A 19,864-nucleotide genomic window follows, 5' to 3' on the forward strand; every position below is an offset into this window, starting at 1 on the left:
AAGGAGGTTGCTAAATGCAGAATAAGCGTATTGTTTTGCCGTTGCTTACCATCTTTTTGTGTATGACATTATTGCTGGGAGGTTGTAATATGGGGGCGAAGGAAAGTACCGCTCCGGAAAAATACCCGGCTAAACCAATCAATGTAATTGTCCCGTTTGCGGCCGGCGGCAGTGCGGATATAATGGCGCGGGCACTGGAAAAGTCTGCGCAGAAACATCTGGGCCAACCGTTGGTTGTGCTTAATATGGTTGGAGGCGCAGGCACCATCGGCATGAACGAGATGGCCGGCGCCAAGCCTGACGGCTATACAATCGGTGTAATTGGCGTAAACGTAATATTGCAGCCGCTCTATGGCGAAACCAGATACCACTACCCCACCGCACTGGAACCGGTGGTAAAAGTTGTATCCTCCCCCACAGTCCTGGCTGTTCTGGCTGATAAGCCATGGCAGAATCTGAATGATTTGGTCAGCTACGCTAAAGCAAATCCCGGAAAAATCAAGTTTGGCCATGCCGGTTTGGGTACGGCAATGCATATCACCGGTGAGCTGTTTGCCAAAGAAGCTAATATCAATATCGTCCAGGTTCCGTTTAAAGGCGATTCAGAATCCCTTGCGTCCTTGCTGGGAGACCATGTTCATTTTATCCTGGGTACTCCGTCTGCTTTAAGAGAGCATGCAAAAAGTGGCACAATAAGGATACTCGGGGTTGCCGAAGAGCAGCGGCTAGCCCTCCCCGGCTTTGAGAATGTGCCTACCTTCAAAGAGCAGGGAGTCAATGTCGCGTTTGACTTTTGGATTGGCGTGGTAGCTCCCAAGGGCATTCCCGCTGCTGAAAAAGCTAAGCTGGCTGCTGGTTTAAAAGAAATGATCAATGCCCCCGAGTTTAATAAAAATATGCAGGAACTGGGAATGGTTGTCGAATATTTAGGGCCGGCTGAATTCAAGGACAGATGGATAACTGATAATGAAAAACTGACGAAAGTGATAAAAGAAACCGGTATAGCCGATATAATCAAAGCACAAAAGAAATAGCCATACTAACGCAAGAAGTGTGCTGTTCCTGATAAAGGAACAGCACACTCTTTTCGGACACGCAGGGCTGCGGTAACCCTATCCCTCCCGGGAGAATATAGCATACTGTTACAGGTCCTCTCTGCTGATGAGCTCATTAAACAAGCAGACCTCTGCCGGCGATACGTTGGAATGGGCAAAATCGGACCTTACGCAATCCTTAATTAAGATTTCACTATAATTGCTGCAGCCGTAAGCGATACTGGTGTTTATTATTTCCTGACACAACTCTTTTGCCGGCTCAATAGCCGCCGGCGGGGTCGCCGGGTCTTTTATCACCGCATTAAGATATTCTGCCCGCATAGCATGATGCATTTCCGCAACAATCGCTGCATCCAGAATCCGGTAACATGCGCTTTGCGGAATACAGATATACGTCCGGCAGCTTGCCGTCCGTTCTTTATAAATAAGGCATCTTCCCAAGCCGTCCAGATGGCGGCATTTTTTGTGTCCGGCAACCATAAATATTTCCAGTTTATTTTCGCCCACATCAACAAACAGTTTGGGAATAATCCGCTCAAGCTTACCTTTGGATATTTTCTTAGCACTGATACTGTCCATATTGATTTTGAATCTGCCTTTACAGCAATGCTCTTTACAGGCATCACAGGGCAATGGATTCTCTGTTAGAAACTCATCGACAGCCTCAAAAAAGTCCTGCACCGTAGATGTATGGTTTAATCCGGTAATATCGACTTCGCCGGCTTGGTTAAAGAATAGTTTCAGTTTGACCATCCTCTCAATATTATATCTTATTAGGTACAATACATGGCTTGTGCGAGCCTTTGGCAACGGCGGAGAAAGTACACTTTCTGTCAAGATAAAGAGCCATGATTCATGTGCACATGAATCATGGCTCTACATTCTTCTTATTAGGCTAATTCTCCTGCCAGTCAGCAAAAATACTGATAAACAGGTCTCAATAGGTAACACCTTTCCAGTAAACCGGGGTGCATACTTCGGCTCTTGCGGGAAGCTGAACCTCTCGTAATGCCCATTTTTTAAATTCCTCAAAACCGGTTCTATCCACAATGTAGCCAATATGCTCCTTGCCGCCGGGCGCAGACGGGTCAATGTACTTTTTCACATAGTCATAGGTATTGCAAATGATTTTCGTAATACTCTCTTCATCGGCCCATTTGATGAAATCTTCGCCCAGACGAGGATTTTTCTTGCCTGTTCTGCCAAAAATGGTTAACCGGAAGTATTTCTCCCGGCTGCGGGTCCATGCCCCTGTCGGGCAATTCAGCACACATTCCCCGCAACCGATACAATTCCCGGTATCACGCACAACTTTAAAATTTACCGTCTCCAGAGCACTGACCGACTTCCTGGTACAAGCCTTCACACAAGCCCCGCAGCTAACACAGCGGTCTGAGTCATACTGGGGCAGGGTCATACCCATAATCCCAAAATCATGCATTCTTACTTTGGCGCAATCATTCGGACAACCCGTCAATGCTACCTTAACATGCAGGTCGTTGGGGAAGATTGCTTTTTCAAGCCGTTTCGCCAAAGCAGAGGTGTTATAACAGGCATAAGGGCATACATTATTCCCCACACAAGCCGTAACATTTCTTGTACCGGAGGCGGTATAGCCTTTCCCCGGAAGCTCCTGATTAATGTCCAAGCCTGCGATAACAGGCTGGAGCAATTCATTAACCTTAGACATATCTGCAAATTTAATCCCCGGAAGCTCAAAGCCCTGCCGGGTGGTAATATTGACAATACCGTTACCATAGGTTTCAGCAATATTTTGGATAACCGCTAAATATTTTGCCTCCAGATAGCCACCGGGAACACGAATCCGTGAAGCTGTCAAGCCTCTGTGTTTAGTCACACGAAACGCATTCTTCTTCAGCATTTTGGTATTTACATCCATTAGAACCCCTCCCTTCTAATCAAGCAGTTGAGCACCCTTTACATAGTTAAATACAGGCCCTTCCAAACAAACATAGGTGTCATCAATTTTACAATGCCCGCATTTCCCAATACCGCAGCACATTTTCCGTTCGTGGGAAATCCAGATATTTTCCTTGTGAAAGCCACGCTGCAAAAGCCCCTGGGCAGCGAACTTCATCATCATTGGCGGCCCAACCACAATGGCCACCGCCTGATCAACATGTTTCAGCTTCAGCTCCGGAATATACTGTGTAACCAGACCAATCTGGCAGGCAGTATCGTCTTGTGCACAGTCTACCGTCAATATTACATCCAGGTTTTTCCGCCAGTGACCAAACTCTTCTATAAATAAAATATCCTTTGGCGTCTTAAATCCTGCCACCAGCGTCATACCTGTTGTTTCTTCCATATGGCTGCAGAAATAATCCACCACCCCTTTTACCGGGGAAAGGCCGGTTCCGCCGGCAATGACCACCAGCTCTTTTCCCTTGTAGTTGTCGATATCAAAACCATTGCCATAGGGACCGCGCATAAATAATTTGTCGCCAACATAATGCTCAAAAATCTCATTAGTAACCTTACCCACCCGGCGGATGGTCAAATCCACGGTGCCGTCGCCAATACCGCTGACAGAAATAGGGGCTTCCCCATACTTCGGGATGGAAACTTCAAAAAACTGTCCGGGTTTTACCTGGCCCTCATACGTAAGGCGAAAAGTATATTCAATCTCCGTGTGCTTAATAACATCCCTTATCTCGGACCGGAAGGGAAGATACTCATTTGCCGCCATTTGCAGCCACCTCCTCGATAGCGTCAGCCAGTTTATTTATCGAATGCGAAAACGATATATATTCCGGGCAGATGTCGTCACAACGGCCACAGCCTACACACATATGATAGCCATTGCGTTTTTTGTAATCATATACTTTATGCAGCACCTTAAAGCGCATGCGTTGTCCGTTCTTTTGGCGGTAACAACCGCCGCCCGCAACCTCGGTAAAGCCGTCCACCATACAAGAGGCCCACACCCGGCGCCGTTCTCCCGCCTTGCCGTTATCGGTGTAAAATATATCCTGCATACTAAAACAGGTGCAGGTGGGACAAACAAAATTGCAGCGGCCGCAGTTAATACAGCGGCTGTCATACTCATCCCACATAGTTGCACGCATTACCTCCAGCGTAATCCCCTCCGGAATATGGACACTGGTTTCATTCCGGGTTACACAGGCGGGAACTACAGCCGGTGTTGCTGCGCTGCGAGCAGCCAATAGGGCCTCCCATGCTTCATTATGATTATCCACATATACCTTGCCATTTATAATTTCAAGATAAGCGTCATACGCATCTGTTCGATTTGTTCCCATATCAACACAGAAACAGTTTTCAAAGGAATACTGACAGCCAAGCAGAACAAACTTTACTTTATCCCGCAGCCGCTTATAATAATAGTCTTCACAACCGTTTTCCAGATAGATCGCATCAAGCCGTTTTACTGCATGCAAATCACAACTGCGCAAAAAAATTACTGCCCCTTTTTTAGGAGGGTCTGCTTCTTTGACAACCTCTTCGGTAAAGAAAAACAAAGTCTGCGACAGAGGCAACAGCACTTCTTTAAAGGAAAATTCTGATTTTAAATCAAAAACGATTTCTTCCACTGTATGAATTTCCCCGTAACGAATACGGTCAGTATCTGAGAAACCACCTCCATCTTTGAAACGCTTAGGAGCATAGATAAAATAGTCTTTAGACCACTCCTGCAATATCTGATTGAAGCCCGTTTGTTCTAAGCAGTAGCCCATGTTTACACCTCTTTCTTTTAATTGATGTAGTATGGAATAATGATACTTACGTTCCTTGTGTATTTTTTAACAAGTTAATTGTAGCGTGGGCAAAAAAAGGCTGCCGTGACTAAAATCACGGCAGCTTAAAATATTCTGAAAGTTTATCACGGTCTACTATCGTTATTTGACCATCATTAATCCGAATCAATCCTTGCCTGACCAAAATTTTCAGTTGGCGTGATACAGTTTCACGCCGTGATCCCAGCATCTCCGCAAGATAGGTAATACTTACATCGATGTTAATCGTAGTTCCTCCCTGACCGGGAACACCGTAATCTCTGGACAGCTTCCACAGTTTGGCGGCAATGCGTTTATCGCCGCGCACAGAGTTGGGAGTATTCTTCATTTGCCGGTAAAGGCGCCGAACTTTCATGGCCAGAGAAGCTAACACACTTTTGGTCAGTGAAAAATCCCGTTCCATGACACGCAGGAAATCCTGCCTGCCAAAGCAAAGAATCTGGGCCTCTTCAAATGCTTCACAATTGATGGAGGCAGGAATTCCTTGCAAAACCACCTCGTTAATCAGTTTGCCTTTATCTAAAATAAAGATGACCTTTTTCTCCCCCTGCGTGTCAACCGTATAGAGGGTAACAAGGCCGCTGATAACAATATAAATCATCTCTACCGGTTCTTTATCAAAAAATAAATGTTCCCCTTTAACCAGGCGGCGCACTGTGCCACAGGCAGACAATACTCTGACAGACTGGGGAGTTGCCTGCTGAAAGGCCTCCACCAGCGCCACTGCCTCACTTATATTCATCATCATCACCAGTATCTTTATTGTTCCGCTATTGGAGTACATTTCTCATAAACTGCAAAAATCCTGCATGGTTTCAGTATTTTCTTTACTATCTAAAACAGGAGCATCCTTCTGCCTACAGGCAAAATTATGCTCCCATTGATAACATACTAAAACTCTGCATTCACATTATCCACATATCTCCACCATCCGGCAACAGCTAATCCGCTTTATGGTAGCCAATTAAAAGCATACCCCAAAGAACATAAGGTAATGGTACCAACAGAAATTAATCCATAAGCAATATCCCAAAACATAATTAATCCCCCTCCTTTAAAAAACAAAGAATATTTTAATATATGAGGAAGGATTTGTTTTTATGCCGGAAAATATTGCAAATAACCGTCCGGAACTAACCCGGCAGGGCGAGGGCTATTGCCACTTTTACCAATGGTTTATATCAGGCATACATTTGGAATACACTATGGTAAATGAAAGGCGGTTTTACCATGAAAATCGTGATTTTAGCCGATACCCATCTGAATAAAGAAACTGATACGCTTAAAACATTGTTAGACAAGCTCGGTGGAGTGGACCTGATCATCCATGCCGGTGATTACATAAATGACGCCGTTGTCGATACATTAAGAAAGATCCCTGGATTTCACGGCGTATGGGGCAACTGCGATACGGCCGGGATTCAGAATACGCTTAAAGAGAAGGAATTACTTACGCTGGGTTCTTACCGGTTAGGTATCTTTCATGGCCATGGAAAAGGAAAATCTACACTTGACCGGGCTTACGCCGCCTTTGAGAACGACAATGTCAACATCATTGTTTTCGGTCACAGCCACCAGCCGTCTATTACGACCAAAAATAAAGTTTTGATGCTTAATCCCGGCTCCCCAACCAGCAAGCGAACCCAAAAATGGTATACCTTCATTCTGTTAAACCTTAATGCTGCCTCAATTGAAGCCAAATTGGTACTATTCGATAATATACAAGCGTTAATGTCTTAACCCTTGACCACACCAATGGTGCGCAGTTTCTTTATAGGTGTTATGAGGTCAAGCTCATTTTCAATAACAGCATCAATATCTTTGTAGGCAAATCTGGATTCCTCAGCTACATCACTCTTGTTATTCTTGCCCAGGACCACACCGCAGCTTTTTAAATCGTTCATAACGGCTTCAACCGCAAATGTTCCTTTGGCTTTAGTCCGCGACATAAGCCGTCCCGCCCCATGAGAACAGGAATAAAAACTTTCCGCATTGCCTTTTCCTTCAACAAGATAGCTATAGGAGCCCATAGCACCGGGAATAATGCCAATATCGCCTTTTCTCGCACGAATAGCTCCTTTACGGTGTACCCAGACATTTTTCCCATAATGGTGCTCCAGGTCGGCATAGTTATGGTGACAGTTAATGTAATTCGAATACTCTGGCCGGCAACCGAGCAAGCGGTTTGTCCATTTATCCAACAGACCTGTTATCGCGTCCATCATATGGTCGCGATTTTCTTTGGCAAAGGTGAGCGCCAGTTGCATCCAGTTGATATAAGCCTGCCCCGCTTTGCTGTCAACAGGCAAAAAGGCCAGTTGATATTCAGCAGGTACTGCGGCAAACCATTTTTTGTTGTTCTTTTGGGCTACCTCATGGAAAAAGCGGCAGATTTGGTATCCAAGATGCCTGCTGCCCGAATGCAGCATAATACCGGTCAGGCCGTTTTCATCTTCCTGCAACTCAATAAAATGATTCCCGCCGCCAAGCGTTCCGGCTTGGTAATATCCAGCCTCTATTTCCGGCAGGAGTTTTTCGGCAAATGCATAGTGCTCTTTATTGGCCATAGCCTCATCAATGACAGCCGATGCCTGCCGCTGTTTATGATGGGCGAAGCCCACGGGAATATTCCGCATGATGTCACCGATCAGGACCTGCAGGAGCGATCCGCTTGCTGTACTTGTGTTTCTAAGCAAATCAGCCTCAATATTGGTTTGAATATAAGCCATCCCACAACCGATATCCACCCCGACCGCATTGGGAATCACTACGCCATCAGCGGCAATAACCCCGCCGATAGGCATTCCGTTCCCCATATGGGTATCTGGCATAAGTGCAACCCATTTATGTATAAATGGCAGATTAGACAGGTTTGTGGCTTGTTGGAGGCAACCCTCTTCCAAGCTGTCCTTTTCCTGCAGCCAAACCTTTATTGGATGTTGATTCTTTTCCTGGTCATAAATAACATACATACTATCATCTCCTCGTGTATAATTTACCAAATTAAGCTTCAGCTATCATTAAAAAAAGTTTGCGAGCTTTTAACATTTCACCGAGAATGCTATTTCAAAATGGTAAACCCAACGATTATATAGTAGGGTGATACAATGGCCGCATTTACAGAACTCATTAAAAACTTTGATAAAATCAGAGACTATGCCCGGGATTTTTTAGTATACGGCTATAAATGCCGTAATGACTACACGCACAAAAGCAGCCGGAGTTATGATAATGAACGGCGAAGAATTGAAAGCTATCTTGCCGGATATATTCAATGGGAAACCAGCGCTCGCGGGAAAAATCTGTTTATCAGTACCGATACCGGCGACCTCTCCCAGAATCCGCTGTTTTCCGTATGGGAAACAAAGTCTTTTACCGCCAATGACTGCCTGCTGCATTTTTGTCTTTTTGATATACTTAATAACCATCCCGGTTCAACTGCCCAGACGGCTGCCGATCTCCTCTACGATCATTACCTGTCGTGTTTTGCCGATTACGAAATGCCGGATACCATGACCATCCGCAATAAGCTTAATGAATATGTCACAGCCGGCTTATTCCAAAAACACAAAAACGGCAAAACTCTCCATTACTTTATTAGTGACAGTCAACTGGATAAAGCCTTGCCTGAGATAATAAACGAACTCGCCGTCCCTATACATTTTTTTGAAAATATTACACCGGCAGGCGTTCTGGGTTATTTCATCCGCCGTGATACCGGCCAGAATCCCGGAATCTTTTCCTTTAGGCATCTTTTTGCTTCCCATACCCTTGACGACGAAGTATTGCTGAAAATATTGTCAGCCATCCAAGAGCAAAGAAGCATCCAGTTTGAGACCTGCAGCAACCGGTCAAAAAATCCCTTCCGCCAGACAATCTTACCGCTAAAAATCGCAATCAATGTAAAACATGGACGGCGATATCTACTTGCCTATAACAACCGGACGCACAACTTTTTCTCCTACCGTCTGGATTATCTTAAAAAAGTCAAAGTACTGGAGCAAAGTAGTGTTTTTACCAAACACTTGTCTGAACTGGAAGCCAGGCTTCTCCGAACCTGGGGCGTCTATCTTGGCAGAAAAAATCATATCGAACAACTGGAAATGGTGCTGGCTATTGATGAAGAGTCCGAAGCGTATGTTCTTACACGGCTGAAACGGGAAGGCAAACACGGCACAGTCGAAAAACTTGCTGACAATCGCTTCGTCTACCGCATTGAAGTCTCTGATACGCAGGAAATGGTACCCTGGCTGCGAACATTTATCGGACGAATCATCTCCCTAACCGGCTCTAACCAGCGGATAATGAAGCAGTTTCATGAGGACATCAAGTGCATGACACACATGTATGAAGACTAGAGAGGGAAAACCAGATGGAGCTTTTTAGCGAAATTCATAGCAGATACTACTACATCATCAGCCAAGTCTTGCAAGCAGCCTCCAGCCATCGCCTTACAACCCGCGATATCGCCGCCATTGTTTCAGAGCTTGGTTTTTCCGAAACTTCCCTAAACCTCACTCCGGCCTTGCTCAATACCGGCCAGAATAATTACCGGTTGCTAATCAATGGGCCTTCCGGTTATTCTCAGCCTGTCCCCCAAAACCTTCCGCCGCCTATGCTGACAACATTACAAAAGCGCTGGCTAAAAACCATACTGGCAGATAAGCGGTTTAAGCTTTTTACCAACGGGAACCAATATGATTTATACAGTTCCCTGCTTGCCGATGTTGAACCGCTCTACTGTCCAGACTGCCTGCTGCCTGTTGATATGGCTAATGATGGTGATGCCTATGACAACAACGAATACAAGTATATCTTCGCGACGATTCTTACTGCCATACAAGCCTCCAAAATATTGCTGATTACCTACGAAAGCGGTAAAGGCAACCGTCTTTCAGCTTATGTCGCCCCTTACAAACTTGAGTATTCGATGAAAGACGATAAATTCAGGCTGATTGGCGTTAGAATGCGCCAAAAGAAATTAAAAAGCCTCTACAAATTAAATCTTGCCCGCATTACTTCGGCAACGGTAATGGATTGGAATGCCCCCACAGACCTGGCCGGCTATATTCAAAGCCTGCGTATGCCCCAGCCGGTTGAAATCGAGATTACAAACGAACGCAACGGCTTTGAGCGCATTTTTACCCAGCTATCCAATTTTGAACGTATTTCAGAATATGACGAACAAACCAAAACCTGTCATATGAGAATTTATTACTATGAAGTTGATGAAATGGAGTTATTAATTACGCTGCTTTCCTTTGGGCCGGTTATTCGCGTATTAGGTCCAGCAGATTTTAGAAAACAAATTATTGAGCGCATAGTAAACCAAAAACGGCTATTTGCAGAAACTGCTAACAGAGTGTCCCCTCGGTGAGATGGTCATATAAGCAAATAGTACTTATACTGCCCTACCTCTGCCTATTCGTCAAATTCAAAGCCACTATTGCCTGCCGGCAATAGTGGCTTTTGTTGAGAGCAAGCCCTACTTTAACTGTTGTTCTAACTCAATCCTGCAACCTTTATTAATCGGCTTTACGCAGTTTAAATTCCATCCCTTCATAGACTCTGATCGGTTTTCCCCGCTCCAGTAATTCGTGCTGAATCCACATTGTTTGCTTCAGCAACAGTTCTTGTGCGATATTTTGCTCCATGATAATTTCGTTCAGCCGGATTAGCGCCAGCTTTTTATTGGTATGCTGATCGCGTCCCTGTGTAGATACAACACTAACACCGGTAGGAATGTGTATGGCCCGCACCGCTGTCTCAACCTTATTAACATGTTGTCCGCCCTTGCCCCCGCTTCTGAATGTTTCAAAACGGACAAGTTCTGCATCAAAAACCTGCTTTTGGTTTTCCTGAATTTCACTTACCCCAATGAACCAGTTTTTGCGCTTGTGTTTTGGTCTGAACGGACTCTGAACAATCCATTTGATTGTGCCAACAATCCCTCCCACCCTTGCTGGTGTTTTGATAACTACTGATTTGAAGCAATCAATATAACTGCCTTGTACCTGACTTACTATTTCCAGGTCAGCGAATTCCGTTTGCAATGCCTTCAGAAATTTTCCCACTGCCAATTCACATTCTAAAGGTCCTTTTCCAGAACTTATTTGAATCAATATATCGATCACCCCTTATAGGTCAATACCGGCCGCAGGGTTGCAACAACATGGATTAGCCCGAATTGCAGCAAGCTGGCAATCACAGTATCAATATTTTTATAGGCTTCAGGTACTTCTTGAAACAATAGTTCGGTGTCATGACAAACCACCCTGCTCTTTAATTTTGTTTGGCGAATGGTATCCCGGTCATACTTATTGCGAATTCGGGATTTACACAAACTCCTGGCCCATTTTCGTCCAGCTCCATGAGATAAAGAGAAGGCGGACACTTCCGTGTTATCGGTAGGTTTTACAACATAAGTAAGCGAACCTCGCGACCCGGGAATAATGACCGGTCCCATCTCGGCAGACACAGCACCTTTCCGGTGAATATAGACATCTCCTTTTTGTTCAATAAAGTTGTGTTGGCAATCGATTAACTTTTGGAATTGCGACATATACCCCAAGTAACCGAGCAGCTTGTTCACAACAATTTCCCGGTTTCTCGCGGCCCACAGCAATGCCTGATCATGGTTTGCCAGATAGCGCTGCATAGGTTCACTCTCTGCCGCCAGTCCATGGCAATCCTTATACTCATTCAATATACGTTGCCCGTAACTGCGCGACCCACTGTGCAGCAGCAGCATTACCTGTCTTTCGTCAAGTTCCAGCGCTGCACAGGTTTCCTGGTCATAAACCTTTTCGACAACCTGAAATTCTGCAAAATGGTTGCCGCCGCCAATGGTTCCCAGGTCGTAGATCGGGCTTGGTTCCTCATATGGATTAACGGTCTGAATATCGGCTAGTTCCCGTATATTATTAAGCTTTGTCACCCAGCGCTCAAGCTTAAACCTTCTGCACTCAACCCCAGTAGAATACAGCCCCATCCCGCAGCCAATATCGCCACCGATAATGTGCGGATAGATAACTCCCTTGGTTACCACTACAGCTCCAACAGGCGATTTTCCCGCATGCAAATCCGGCAAGCCTACAGTATGCACTGCACCGGGTAAAGCTGCCAACCCCTTTAGTTGATTTATCGCGGTATCCTCTATCCAATTCTTTTCACTTGTGATTATTGTTATATTGCTCATGCAATTCCCCTTCATAATTCAATTTGCAAAAAGGCATAAAAAAGCCGCAGCAACCAAGCTGCGACCCTATAGTTACCCTAAAAAAGGCAACAAAAAAACACGATAACCTATCGTGCCGTCAATAAAAATATTAGGCGTTTGGTTGTCTCAAAAACAAGCTATTAAATTCTGTGCACCTCAAAAATAAAAATTGCAAACATAAACAAACACCCCTTTAGCCTAATATCTGTATCAATATTACTATATCATGCTGGATACATTTGTCAAGTAAATCTATTTTTTAGTTTAATGGCAAAGTTAGCTTTTTCTTTTATCCATTTTACTTAATTAGAATCCCACCCTTTTATTTAGCAGCGTCAAAATTAATATTAATCGCTTTTAAAGAGTGAAACAGCGCTCGTTCAAATATTACTCACTTTTTTAAAAATATCGAAAAGCCTAGAATCCCTATTTTCAAGGAGTTTTAGGCTTTTCACTTCTTACAACTGTCCAGATGGGATATTGCTAGAAAGCTTCCTCGACTGTAACAGACTTTTTCTTCTTGTATTGCGCAATACAGGTAAGCAAAATACCAATAATGCTAAGTCCAGCAGAGATCAAGAAAGCCTGGTTGTAATCACCGCTGTTAAGTTCTTTAAAATGACTGGCTAAACGCGGGCCGATAACAGCGGCCGCTCCAAAAGCAGTAAAGATGATTCCATAATTCACGCCTAGGTTTTTAGAGCCGAACATATCAGCCGTGATCGAGGGAAATACTCCCATAACGCCGCCGTAACAAAGACCAACTGTCATCAGAACAGCCATAAACGGTAACAATGTCGATACTTTTGTCATAGCAAACATCATGGCTCCTGCAAGGATGAACATAATCATCACTGCGTTATAACGACCAATCTTATCAGAAACCCATCCCCACAATATCCGGCCGGCCGTGTTGGCCAATGCCAGGAAACTGACAGCCATAGCCGCAGTCTGAGAATCGAGTTTGATGACTTCCTGAGCAATCGGCGATGCATGCCCGATAACCATCAGACCGGAAACACAGCCAATCGTATACATGCCCCATAGGATATAAAAAGTAGGATCTACCAGCATTTCACGCCAGTTTTTATCGGTGCCAACTATTGCAGCGGTTGACGGCGCCGGGGGATTCCATCCCGCGGGTCTGTAGTCTGGCGGTGCTGTTTCTACAAGTAACGTACAAACCGAGATTATCAGTAAATAGGCACAACCCAGCAGCTTGAAGGTGTTCAAAACACCATATGCCTCAATTAGAGTTGAAGACAAGGGAGCCAGGATAACTGCTCCTGAGGCAAAACCTGCTACTACAAGTCCGGAAGCCAAACCTCGTTTGTCGGGAAAAAATTTTACCGTATTGGCTACTGTACAGGTATAGATTGTACCGATCCCCAACCCGCAAAGCACTCCGTAAGTCATATATAAAAAGCTGAGACTGGTAGTAAAACCGGCGCCGATGATACCGGAGCTATAAATAACTCCACCCCAAAAGATGACCCGCTTAGGCCCTTGCTGATCTTGAAATTTCCCCGCGATAATCATCGCCAGCGGCACAAGGCCGAATGAAAGAGTAAACGCCAGGGAAACTTCATTGGTGGACCATTTAAACATGTCGATGAGCGGCTTTTGATATACACTCCAGGCATAGGATGCGCCTACGCACATATTAATTAAAACACCAGATAAAAGAATTAGCCAACGGTTAGGAGATTTTACGGACATAAAAAACGCCCCTTCAATAATAATTTATATATATTCGCCGGATACGTAACCACATAAAAGAGACAATGTTTAACATTATCCTGTCCAACGTTTATTCTGTCATTTTTTAAAGCCCTTCGCTACTCGTCCTGTGACCTCCGAGCCGGTTAATACCATTCACTACATGATTAATTGATTTGCCTTGCGCAGCGCACTTCATATTCTCAAATGCCACACTCATCATCCTTCTGAATGCCCCCACTGTCACACCTGCGACATGGGGAGTTAACAGCAGGCGGTTCTTTGCTGCTAACGAAAGATTTAACAGCGGATGATCGGCTTTAGGAGGTTCTGGATAAAGAGTATCTATAGCGGCACCGCCAAGATGCCCATTTTCTAAGGATTCCGCCAAGTCTGCCTGGTTAATGATTTCACCGCGCGCAGTGTTGATAAGCAAAGAACCGTGTTTCATTAACCCAAGCTCACGACGACCAAGCATTTCCCGGGTCTCTGCGGTAAGCGGTACATGGATACTCACTACATCACTTGCAGCCAGCAGCTCCTCAAAGGATCGATATTCTATGTGAAGCGACTCCTCTACTTCCGGGCTTTTTCTACTTTTTGCATAATAGCTTACTGATGCATTTAACATATGAAGCAGCCTTGCCGTTTGATAGCCAATAGCCCCAAGACCAATAAGCCCCACTCGGCTTCCACCGATTTCCGTGATGCCCTGGTTAAGTAATTGCTCGCGAAACACTTGATAGTTCCCTGATTTGATGTTGTGATCACTAACGATTATTTGCCGCTGTAAAGCAATAATAAGTCCAATAGTGAATTCTGCCACCGAGGCGAGGTTTTGTCCTGGAGCATTGGCAACTGGAATTCCTATACGGGCAGTGGCCTCTAAATCAATATGATCGAATCCGGCTCCAGGACATTGAATTAGCTTAATATCACTCAATTGATTTAACACGGCTTCTGGAAGTGATGCCACCATCGCCGGTAAAAGTAAACAGTCTGCGCCCCGGCACGCCTCGATAATCGCTTCATGTGAGTACGATTCCAGGAACCGGAAGGTCATGTCTGCGGGAAGCTCAATTTTCGCAGCTTCAAGCCTTGACTTCGGATATAGCATTACTATTATTGCCATGGTGTTCCCCCCTATTTTACTTAATATGCAGACCAGCCGTGGGCCTTATTGGAATATCGAAATTTAGAATACATCGGCTTTCTCATCCAGCATATGCGCCATTGTCCGCAACTCCTGTGTAGTTCCGGCTATATGAGTGTTAGCAGCCAATTTACGGATTTCTTCAGCTACCACGCTGAAGCCCCGAAAGCAGCTCCTAATATATTTGAAACAGAGTTTAACTGTCAAAGGACAAACACCCTTGGTATTTGTCCTTTGACACTATCATTGCAGCAATGCTCTTACTTTACAGTGACTTTATCTGATATTTTGATTGCTTCATCAGTCAGTTCCTGGCCGAGTCCCGGTAATTCCGGCACCTCATAGAAACCGCCTTTGGGCAGGTAGTTATATTTGCAAGTCTTTGTATTAGGTTCGAGAAGCGCGTATCTATGCAGTTCGTGGATGATAAAGTTAGGAATCGCGGCTTCCATATGCAGTGCTGCCGCAGTCGAAATTGGGCCGCCGCAGACGTGTATCTGTACAGTTACATCATACACATGAGCCATATCGCAAATCTTCTTTACATCTGTTATCCCGCCGCAGGTACAAATATCCGGCTGAATGACATCAAGTGAACCGTCTTCGAGGAACGGCCTGTAGCCCCACCGCGTATATATTCTTTCGCCGGAGGCGATAGGAATATTGACACTTTCAGCAACCTTTTTCATTTGTTTCGGATTTAATGGCGATACAGGCTCTTCATAATAATAAATCCCTAATTCTTCGATCATTCTCCCGAACTGTATCGCGGCTGTAGTATCGGTGAATGCGTGCATTTCCGCGATAATATCCACATCAGGTCCAATTGCCTCTCTCATCGCTTTTAACCGATTATAGCCTAACCGTAATACTTTATCGGGAAGAACTCCATTGAGATTTCTTTGATTCCAATTGCCTTGTTCATCCATTGCAATTGTATCTACTTTTATTGCGTCATAGCCTTCGGCCACGGCAATACGCGCCGCTTCTGCATATTGCTCCGGCTCGACAAGCATGGCTTTATCAGCTCCCTCACCCCAGCCAAACTGGAGTTGACTGGCGTAGGTCCTGATTTTGTCGCGGGTTTTGCCGCCTAAGAGTTGATAAACCGGTACATTAAGCGCTTTTCCTTTTATATCCCATAGCGCTATATCAATGCCGCTCATTCCTGCAGTGAAGACAGTTCCGCCGCCTTGGCCCCAGAAAGTCTTTTTCTGCATCTTGTCCCAGATGGCCTCATTTTTCATAGGATCCATGCCAATAAGAATTTGAGCGAGATCCTTTGCCATGCCGAAACCCGCCGAAGCACCCACACCATAGGCTAGTCCCACTTCACCAAAACCACTGATACCCTCATCCGTATTAATCCGAACTACTACCGGTCTCCACTTGCTTGTTGCAGAACGGAAATCATTTGCCACATCAATAATGTCTACACTGGTAATTTTCATTTTCATATCCCCCTATAATCAATAATATTTACACACCAACTCGTGAGGTGATTACGCAAGTTAGCATTTCTTTGCCGTCAAAATACCTGCCGCAGTTGCCGCGAAAAGGCCTACAATCACCAAACTGATTATTCCACTGTCATAACTCCCCGTGATAGCTATAACAGACCCGATAATAACCGGTGACAAAGCCGATAACCCTGTGGAAATACCGTTCATCGTTCCTCCAGCGGTAGACAGGGAATTGGCAGGAACCAGTCCCTGCAGCAACGTCCAGGCTGCTGATGTCGCCATCGTAATAAAGCCAAATGCGCAAGTTAACAAGATAGCTGCGGGATATTTCCCACTGATGGTGGCTGCACCATAAATTGACAGGGAGCCTAAGAGCATAGCTGCCAAAAGTAACGGACCGCTTCTGCCGATTTTGTCATTTATCCAACCGGCTGCCGCTTTCGCCACCACAGCGAACACAAACGGCATAGACGCCATCCAGCCCATTTCCGCCCAGGTAAACCCTTTGGCTGTTTTTAAATAGGCCGGCAACCAGGAGACAAGCCCCCAGTACATAAACTGCAAACTCATATACCAGCAAACCAACAACCAATATTTATAATTTGTTGAAAATGGCTTTACTTTTTCCCAGAACGACTGTTTTTCCCCAAGCTGGGAGTTTTTAACTTCTTTGGCTAACCCGTCTTCGATATGTTTTAACTCTGCCGCATTAACCTTCTTATGTGTACTGGGCTTGTCAGTAGAGTGAAACCAGAACAAATATAGAGGAATTAAGCCGAGCACTATGCACAAATAAAAACTGTCACGCCAGCCATAATGCCCAACAACATAAGCAAACAAAGGCATGGCTATCGCCGGAGCCAGCGATTGACCGATAACCCATACCGCGTTGGCCCGGCCGCGCTCCTGTGGCGGAATCCAGTTTTTTATAAACACGCTCTGCATTGGATAATACCAACCTTCTCCAACTCCTAGTATTATCCGGGCGATAATAAAGATAGAGAAACTAGTTGCAAATCCTCCGATAAAAAGCGATATTGTCCATATGACAATACACAAAGACATTGCCTTGCGGGGTCCCAAATAGTCTCCAAGCGGACTGAGTGTTACATTTGCGATTCCATAGGCCGCCAAAAACATAGACATCATCATGCCGATTTGAATTGGCTCTCCCTGAATTCCCATGTATGTCAAAAACTCGTCATTGGCACCTAAGATAGATACATTAACCCGATCCAAATAGGCTACCATGATACCGATAAAAAGCATCCCTACTATAAAAAAACGCTGTTTTGTCGGCTTTATTTCAGTTTCTTGCTTCGGTGCATTCATTTCTACTTTTTCTAACATCAGCAAACTGCCCCCCTTTGATTATTTTATCCTATCTGAGCGTAGGTTTTTCTAGAGGAACCAGGATATGGTTATTTGACACATACAATCCATATATCCCACTCAGTAAATCACTCCCCTTTTACGAATCATCGTTTTTAATGTGTTAAATCATGCATGATTTGTGATTATATAATACATGATTGTTTTATCTTTTTCAATAGTTCTTTTTAAGAAAATTTTCAGTATATTCTATTTTATTTTTAGTATTAGAAACAAAAAAACCAAGAACTAATGTTCTTGGTTTGAGTGGTTATTATACAATTGCCAAAATGGTCTTATTTTTTTCTTTTATCCTTACGTTGCTGGATGGCCTGTAGTGCTCTCATTTTATGCTGTTGCGCAAACTTTTCAATCTTTTCCGGCGGTGCTTTCTCTTTAAACAATTGTATCAGTTCATAATGCTCTTTGATCGACTCTTTTACCCGGCGAGGCGTGAATGTAAAAAACGATTTACGGATTTGTTCCAGCCGCTGCCACGCCTGCTGCAATCGATCAACAAGATAAGTATTACCGCATCTTTCATAAATTTTTTCATGAAACTTTCTATTCAACACCCCAATTTGCTCAAAATCCATATCATCCAACGCTTCCTGTATCTCGTGATTGATTTGTTCAAGTTCATGGATATCTTGTTCTGTCATTTTTCCGGCTGCGAGGAGTGTTGCTCCTGCATCGAGAAATGCCATAACCAAATGTGTCTCTTCATGGTCCGTACTATTCATGAGTTGTACGACAGCACCACTATATGGGGTAATTTGAATTAATCCATCGGCTTCTAATTGGCGAATTGCTTCCCTGACTGGACTAATACTTAAATTTAATTCGGCCGCAACACGGTCGATAACAATTCTATCTCCTGGCCCATAAGTGCCGTCAAGAATCCGTAAACGAATAAATTCATAAGCTAGCTGTGTTTTCACTAAACGGGGTTTTTCCTTGTCTTTCTTGTTAATATTATTTGTATTCATACTAATTATTATAGTTGAAATCATATGTGATTTCAACTATAAAGGCCCCCCTTGTCCTGTATCGAACACACTGTTATAGGTACCCTTTTACAGTATCAAGGCGGCTCCTAATTTTCAATATTCTTCCAGGTGAAATTATATATGCCGCTACAATTTTCGAGGTGATACCTGCCACAAATTCAGCAGATATCACCTTGCTTCAGCTAAAGGAAAAGCTCCGGTTCCCGGCGACAGAAAAAATCTACTTCCAGTTCTTCTTTATGCCGGATATAGTTCGCATCATCATAGTACTTAGCATTCACAGGACACATTTTTACACAGGCACCACATTTAATACAGATTCCCGTAACCTTGCTTGCGTCTTCACTATCAATGGAACCCATCGGGCAAAGGCGCGCACATACCATGCAATTTGTACACCGGTCATTTGTCTTTGGCGTTACTTTCCTAATATCGACAGACTCGCCATGCTCATTCTTTGGAATGTAGTAGTATCGATAAGGCCTGTTACCTCTGACTTCGACCGGATTAACGTTGTTTTGATCAATTAGCTTTACTTTTAGTTGATTCGCAAACTCCCCGGCTATTGCCATATCTTGATCATCCGGCCTGTCTTTTGCCAGAGTCTTGGAGAAGGAATGCTCACCGATAAAAGCACCGCCTGCAATAACCGTAAAACCATTTGCATTTAAAATGTCTGTCAATTCAACTAGAGCATCATCGTAATTCCTATTTCCGTAAACAGTGACTGCAATCGCCAATGTACCCTTGCCGGTAATCGAATTCAGGTATTTTAATAAGACATTCGGGACTCTCCCCGCATAGACCGGAACACCAAAAACAACAATATCCTTTTCTGTAAAATGCTTCGGTTCCTGTCTGCTGACCGGCAATGTAAAATCCTGAATAGTTACTTCTCGCTCTCCGTTGATATTCTCAGACAGCTTTTCAGCTATGCCTACTATTATTTTCTTCGTGGTTCCAGTCGCACTAAAATACATCGCCGTAACTTTCCAATCCAAGATATAAACCTCCCCTAAAAAGAAGCAACATAGACACTCTTTTTGCTTCTGTGAATTCCATTCTTATGGCGATTCAAAACCGCCACCTGCTTGC

General features: G+C 44.3%; 18 protein-coding genes. 4 read left to right on the forward strand and 14 right to left on the reverse strand.

What is annotated here, in order from left to right; translation table 11 throughout:
- Nucleotides 1-89 precede the first annotated feature (89 nt).
- On the forward strand, nucleotides 90-1,034 hold the full coding sequence (locus GT1_RS07600) for a tripartite tricarboxylate transporter substrate binding protein (RefSeq protein ID WP_188398354.1): 945 nt from the start codon (nucleotides 90-92) through the stop codon (nucleotides 1,032-1,034).
- Nucleotides 1,035-1,142: 108 nt separating this feature from the next.
- On the opposite strand, the gene GT1_RS07605 is transcribed toward GT1_RS07600, so the two are convergent.
- The 5 genes from GT1_RS07605 to GT1_RS07625 all read right to left on the reverse strand — a co-directional run bounded on the left by GT1_RS07605 (nucleotide 1,143) and on the right by GT1_RS07625 (nucleotide 5,618).
- The gene (locus GT1_RS07605; protein ID WP_188398203.1) at nucleotides 1,143-1,808 is read right to left on the reverse strand and encodes a YkgJ family cysteine cluster protein; all 666 of its coding nucleotides are present in this window, start codon (nucleotides 1,806-1,808) and stop codon (nucleotides 1,143-1,145) included.
- Nucleotides 1,809-1,992: 184 nt separating this feature from the next.
- Entirely contained in the window at nucleotides 1,993-2,955 is a 963-nt protein-coding gene (asrC, locus tag GT1_RS07610; RefSeq protein ID WP_188398204.1) for a sulfite reductase subunit C, read from the reverse strand.
- Between the two features lie 15 nt (nucleotides 2,956-2,970).
- Nucleotides 2,971-3,765 carry an anaerobic sulfite reductase subunit AsrB gene (asrB, locus tag GT1_RS07615; RefSeq protein WP_188398205.1) on the reverse strand — a complete coding sequence of 265 codons (795 nt, stop codon included), beginning with the start codon at nucleotides 3,763-3,765 and terminating at the stop codon, nucleotides 2,971-2,973.
- Nucleotides 3,752-4,774, reverse strand: coding sequence for an anaerobic sulfite reductase subunit AsrA (asrA, locus tag GT1_RS07620; protein WP_188398206.1), 1,023 nt, complete (start codon nucleotides 4,772-4,774; stop codon nucleotides 3,752-3,754). Before asrA ends, asrB begins: the two co-directional genes overlap by 14 nt.
- Before the next feature lie 115 nt (nucleotides 4,775-4,889).
- Nucleotides 4,890-5,618 (reverse strand): Crp/Fnr family transcriptional regulator, encoded by a 729-nt coding sequence (locus GT1_RS07625; protein WP_223226110.1) that lies wholly within the window; start codon nucleotides 5,616-5,618, stop codon nucleotides 4,890-4,892.
- A 446-nt stretch (nucleotides 5,619-6,064) separates the two neighbouring features.
- On the opposite strand from GT1_RS07625, the gene GT1_RS07630 reads away from it, so the two are divergent.
- On the forward strand, nucleotides 6,065-6,574 hold the full coding sequence (locus tag GT1_RS07630; RefSeq protein WP_188398207.1) for a metallophosphoesterase family protein: 510 nt from the start codon (nucleotides 6,065-6,067) through the stop codon (nucleotides 6,572-6,574).
- Here GT1_RS07630 and GT1_RS07635 read toward each other — a convergent pair.
- The gene (locus GT1_RS07635) at nucleotides 6,571-7,806 is read right to left on the reverse strand and encodes an RtcB family protein (RefSeq protein WP_188398208.1); all 1,236 of its coding nucleotides are present in this window, start codon (nucleotides 7,804-7,806) and stop codon (nucleotides 6,571-6,573) included. The two genes, GT1_RS07630 and GT1_RS07635, sit on opposite strands and share 4 nt — an antisense overlap.
- 135 nt (nucleotides 7,807-7,941) lie before the next feature.
- Here GT1_RS07635 and GT1_RS07640 point away from each other — a divergent pair, with 135 nt between their 5' ends.
- Both GT1_RS07640 and GT1_RS07645 read left to right on the forward strand, forming a co-directional pair.
- The gene (locus GT1_RS07640) at nucleotides 7,942-9,192 is read left to right on the forward strand and encodes a WYL domain-containing protein (RefSeq protein WP_188398209.1); all 1,251 of its coding nucleotides are present in this window, start codon (nucleotides 7,942-7,944) and stop codon (nucleotides 9,190-9,192) included.
- A 14-nt stretch (nucleotides 9,193-9,206) separates the two neighbouring features.
- A complete protein-coding gene (locus GT1_RS07645) occupies nucleotides 9,207-10,211 on the forward strand; it encodes a WYL domain-containing protein (RefSeq protein ID WP_188398210.1) in 1,005 nt (334 codons plus the stop codon).
- 148 nt (nucleotides 10,212-10,359) lie between these two features.
- On the opposite strand, the gene prfH is transcribed toward GT1_RS07645, so the two are convergent.
- The 8 genes from prfH to GT1_RS07685 all read right to left on the reverse strand — a co-directional run bounded on the left by prfH (nucleotide 10,360) and on the right by GT1_RS07685 (nucleotide 19,770).
- Complete coding sequence (gene prfH / locus GT1_RS07650; protein ID WP_198930926.1) at nucleotides 10,360-10,968, reverse strand: peptide chain release factor H; 609 nt, start codon at nucleotides 10,966-10,968, stop codon at nucleotides 10,360-10,362.
- Nucleotides 10,965-12,032 (reverse strand): RNA ligase RtcB family protein, encoded by a 1,068-nt coding sequence (locus GT1_RS07655; protein WP_188398211.1) that lies wholly within the window; start codon nucleotides 12,030-12,032, stop codon nucleotides 10,965-10,967. The genes prfH and GT1_RS07655 overlap by 4 nt, the downstream gene beginning before the upstream one ends.
- A 504-nt stretch (nucleotides 12,033-12,536) precedes the next feature.
- On the reverse strand, nucleotides 12,537-13,772 hold the full coding sequence (locus GT1_RS07660; RefSeq protein ID WP_188398212.1) for an OFA family MFS transporter: 1,236 nt from the start codon (nucleotides 13,770-13,772) through the stop codon (nucleotides 12,537-12,539).
- A gap of 106 nt (nucleotides 13,773-13,878) precedes the next feature.
- Nucleotides 13,879-14,904, reverse strand: coding sequence for a 2-hydroxyacid dehydrogenase (locus GT1_RS07665; protein ID WP_188398213.1), 1,026 nt, complete (start codon nucleotides 14,902-14,904; stop codon nucleotides 13,879-13,881).
- Between the two features lie 281 nt (nucleotides 14,905-15,185).
- Complete coding sequence (locus GT1_RS07670) at nucleotides 15,186-16,376, reverse strand: mandelate racemase/muconate lactonizing enzyme family protein (RefSeq protein WP_188398214.1); 1,191 nt, start codon at nucleotides 16,374-16,376, stop codon at nucleotides 15,186-15,188.
- Nucleotides 16,377-16,436: 60 nt separating this feature from the next.
- Nucleotides 16,437-17,738, reverse strand: a complete 1,302-nt coding sequence (locus GT1_RS07675) for an MFS transporter (protein ID WP_223226112.1) — start codon at nucleotides 17,736-17,738, stop codon at nucleotides 16,437-16,439.
- Between the two features lie 317 nt (nucleotides 17,739-18,055).
- The gene (locus GT1_RS07680; protein ID WP_188398357.1) at nucleotides 18,056-18,748 is read right to left on the reverse strand and encodes a GntR family transcriptional regulator; all 693 of its coding nucleotides are present in this window, start codon (nucleotides 18,746-18,748) and stop codon (nucleotides 18,056-18,058) included.
- A gap of 203 nt (nucleotides 18,749-18,951) precedes the next feature.
- Complete coding sequence (locus GT1_RS07685; protein ID WP_188398215.1) at nucleotides 18,952-19,770, reverse strand: EFR1 family ferrodoxin; 819 nt, start codon at nucleotides 19,768-19,770, stop codon at nucleotides 18,952-18,954.
- Between the last annotated feature and the right edge of the window lie 94 nt (nucleotides 19,771-19,864).

Source organism: Sporomusa sp. GT1 (assembly GCF_014634905.1).
Lineage (GTDB): Bacteria > Bacillota > Negativicutes > Sporomusales > Sporomusaceae > Sporomusa > Sporomusa sphaeroides.

What these genes read in the sequence shown, in the direction of transcription:
- GT1_RS07600 (WP_188398354.1), top strand. Translation starts at nt 90, where the DNA reads ATGGGGGCGAAGGAAAGTACCGCTCCGGAAAAATACCCGGCTAAACCA.
- GT1_RS07605 (WP_188398203.1), bottom strand. Translation starts at nt 1,808, where the DNA reads ATGGTCAAACTGAAACTATTCTTTAACCAAGCCGGCGAAGTCGATATT.
- asrC (WP_188398204.1), bottom strand. Translation starts at nt 2,955, where the DNA reads ATGGATGTAAATACCAAAATGCTGAAGAAGAATGCGTTTCGTGTGACT.
- asrB (WP_188398205.1), bottom strand. Translation starts at nt 3,765, where the DNA reads ATGGCGGCAAATGAGTATCTTCCCTTCCGGTCCGAGATAAGGGATGTT.
- asrA (WP_188398206.1), bottom strand. Translation starts at nt 4,774, where the DNA reads ATGGGCTACTGCTTAGAACAAACGGGCTTCAATCAGATATTGCAGGAG.
- GT1_RS07625 (WP_223226110.1), bottom strand. Translation starts at nt 5,618, where the DNA reads ATGTACTCCAATAGCGGAACAATAAAGATACTGGTGATGATGATGAAT.
- GT1_RS07630 (WP_188398207.1), top strand. Translation starts at nt 6,065, where the DNA reads ATGAAAATCGTGATTTTAGCCGATACCCATCTGAATAAAGAAACTGAT.
- GT1_RS07635 (WP_188398208.1), bottom strand. Translation starts at nt 7,806, where the DNA reads ATGTATGTTATTTATGACCAGGAAAAGAATCAACATCCAATAAAGGTT.
- GT1_RS07640 (WP_188398209.1), top strand. Translation starts at nt 7,942, where the DNA reads ATGGCCGCATTTACAGAACTCATTAAAAACTTTGATAAAATCAGAGAC.
- GT1_RS07645 (WP_188398210.1), top strand. Translation starts at nt 9,207, where the DNA reads ATGGAGCTTTTTAGCGAAATTCATAGCAGATACTACTACATCATCAGC.
- GT1_RS07655 (WP_188398211.1), bottom strand. Translation starts at nt 12,032, where the DNA reads ATGAGCAATATAACAATAATCACAAGTGAAAAGAATTGGATAGAGGAT.
- GT1_RS07660 (WP_188398212.1), bottom strand. Translation starts at nt 13,772, where the DNA reads ATGTCCGTAAAATCTCCTAACCGTTGGCTAATTCTTTTATCTGGTGTT.
- GT1_RS07665 (WP_188398213.1), bottom strand. Translation starts at nt 14,904, where the DNA reads ATGGCAATAATAGTAATGCTATATCCGAAGTCAAGGCTTGAAGCTGCG.
- GT1_RS07670 (WP_188398214.1), bottom strand. Translation starts at nt 16,376, where the DNA reads ATGAAAATTACCAGTGTAGACATTATTGATGTGGCAAATGATTTCCGT.
- GT1_RS07675 (WP_223226112.1), bottom strand. Translation starts at nt 17,738, where the DNA reads ATGTTAGAAAAAGTAGAAATGAATGCACCGAAGCAAGAAACTGAAATA.
- GT1_RS07680 (WP_188398357.1), bottom strand. Translation starts at nt 18,748, where the DNA reads ATGAATACAAATAATATTAACAAGAAAGACAAGGAAAAACCCCGTTTA.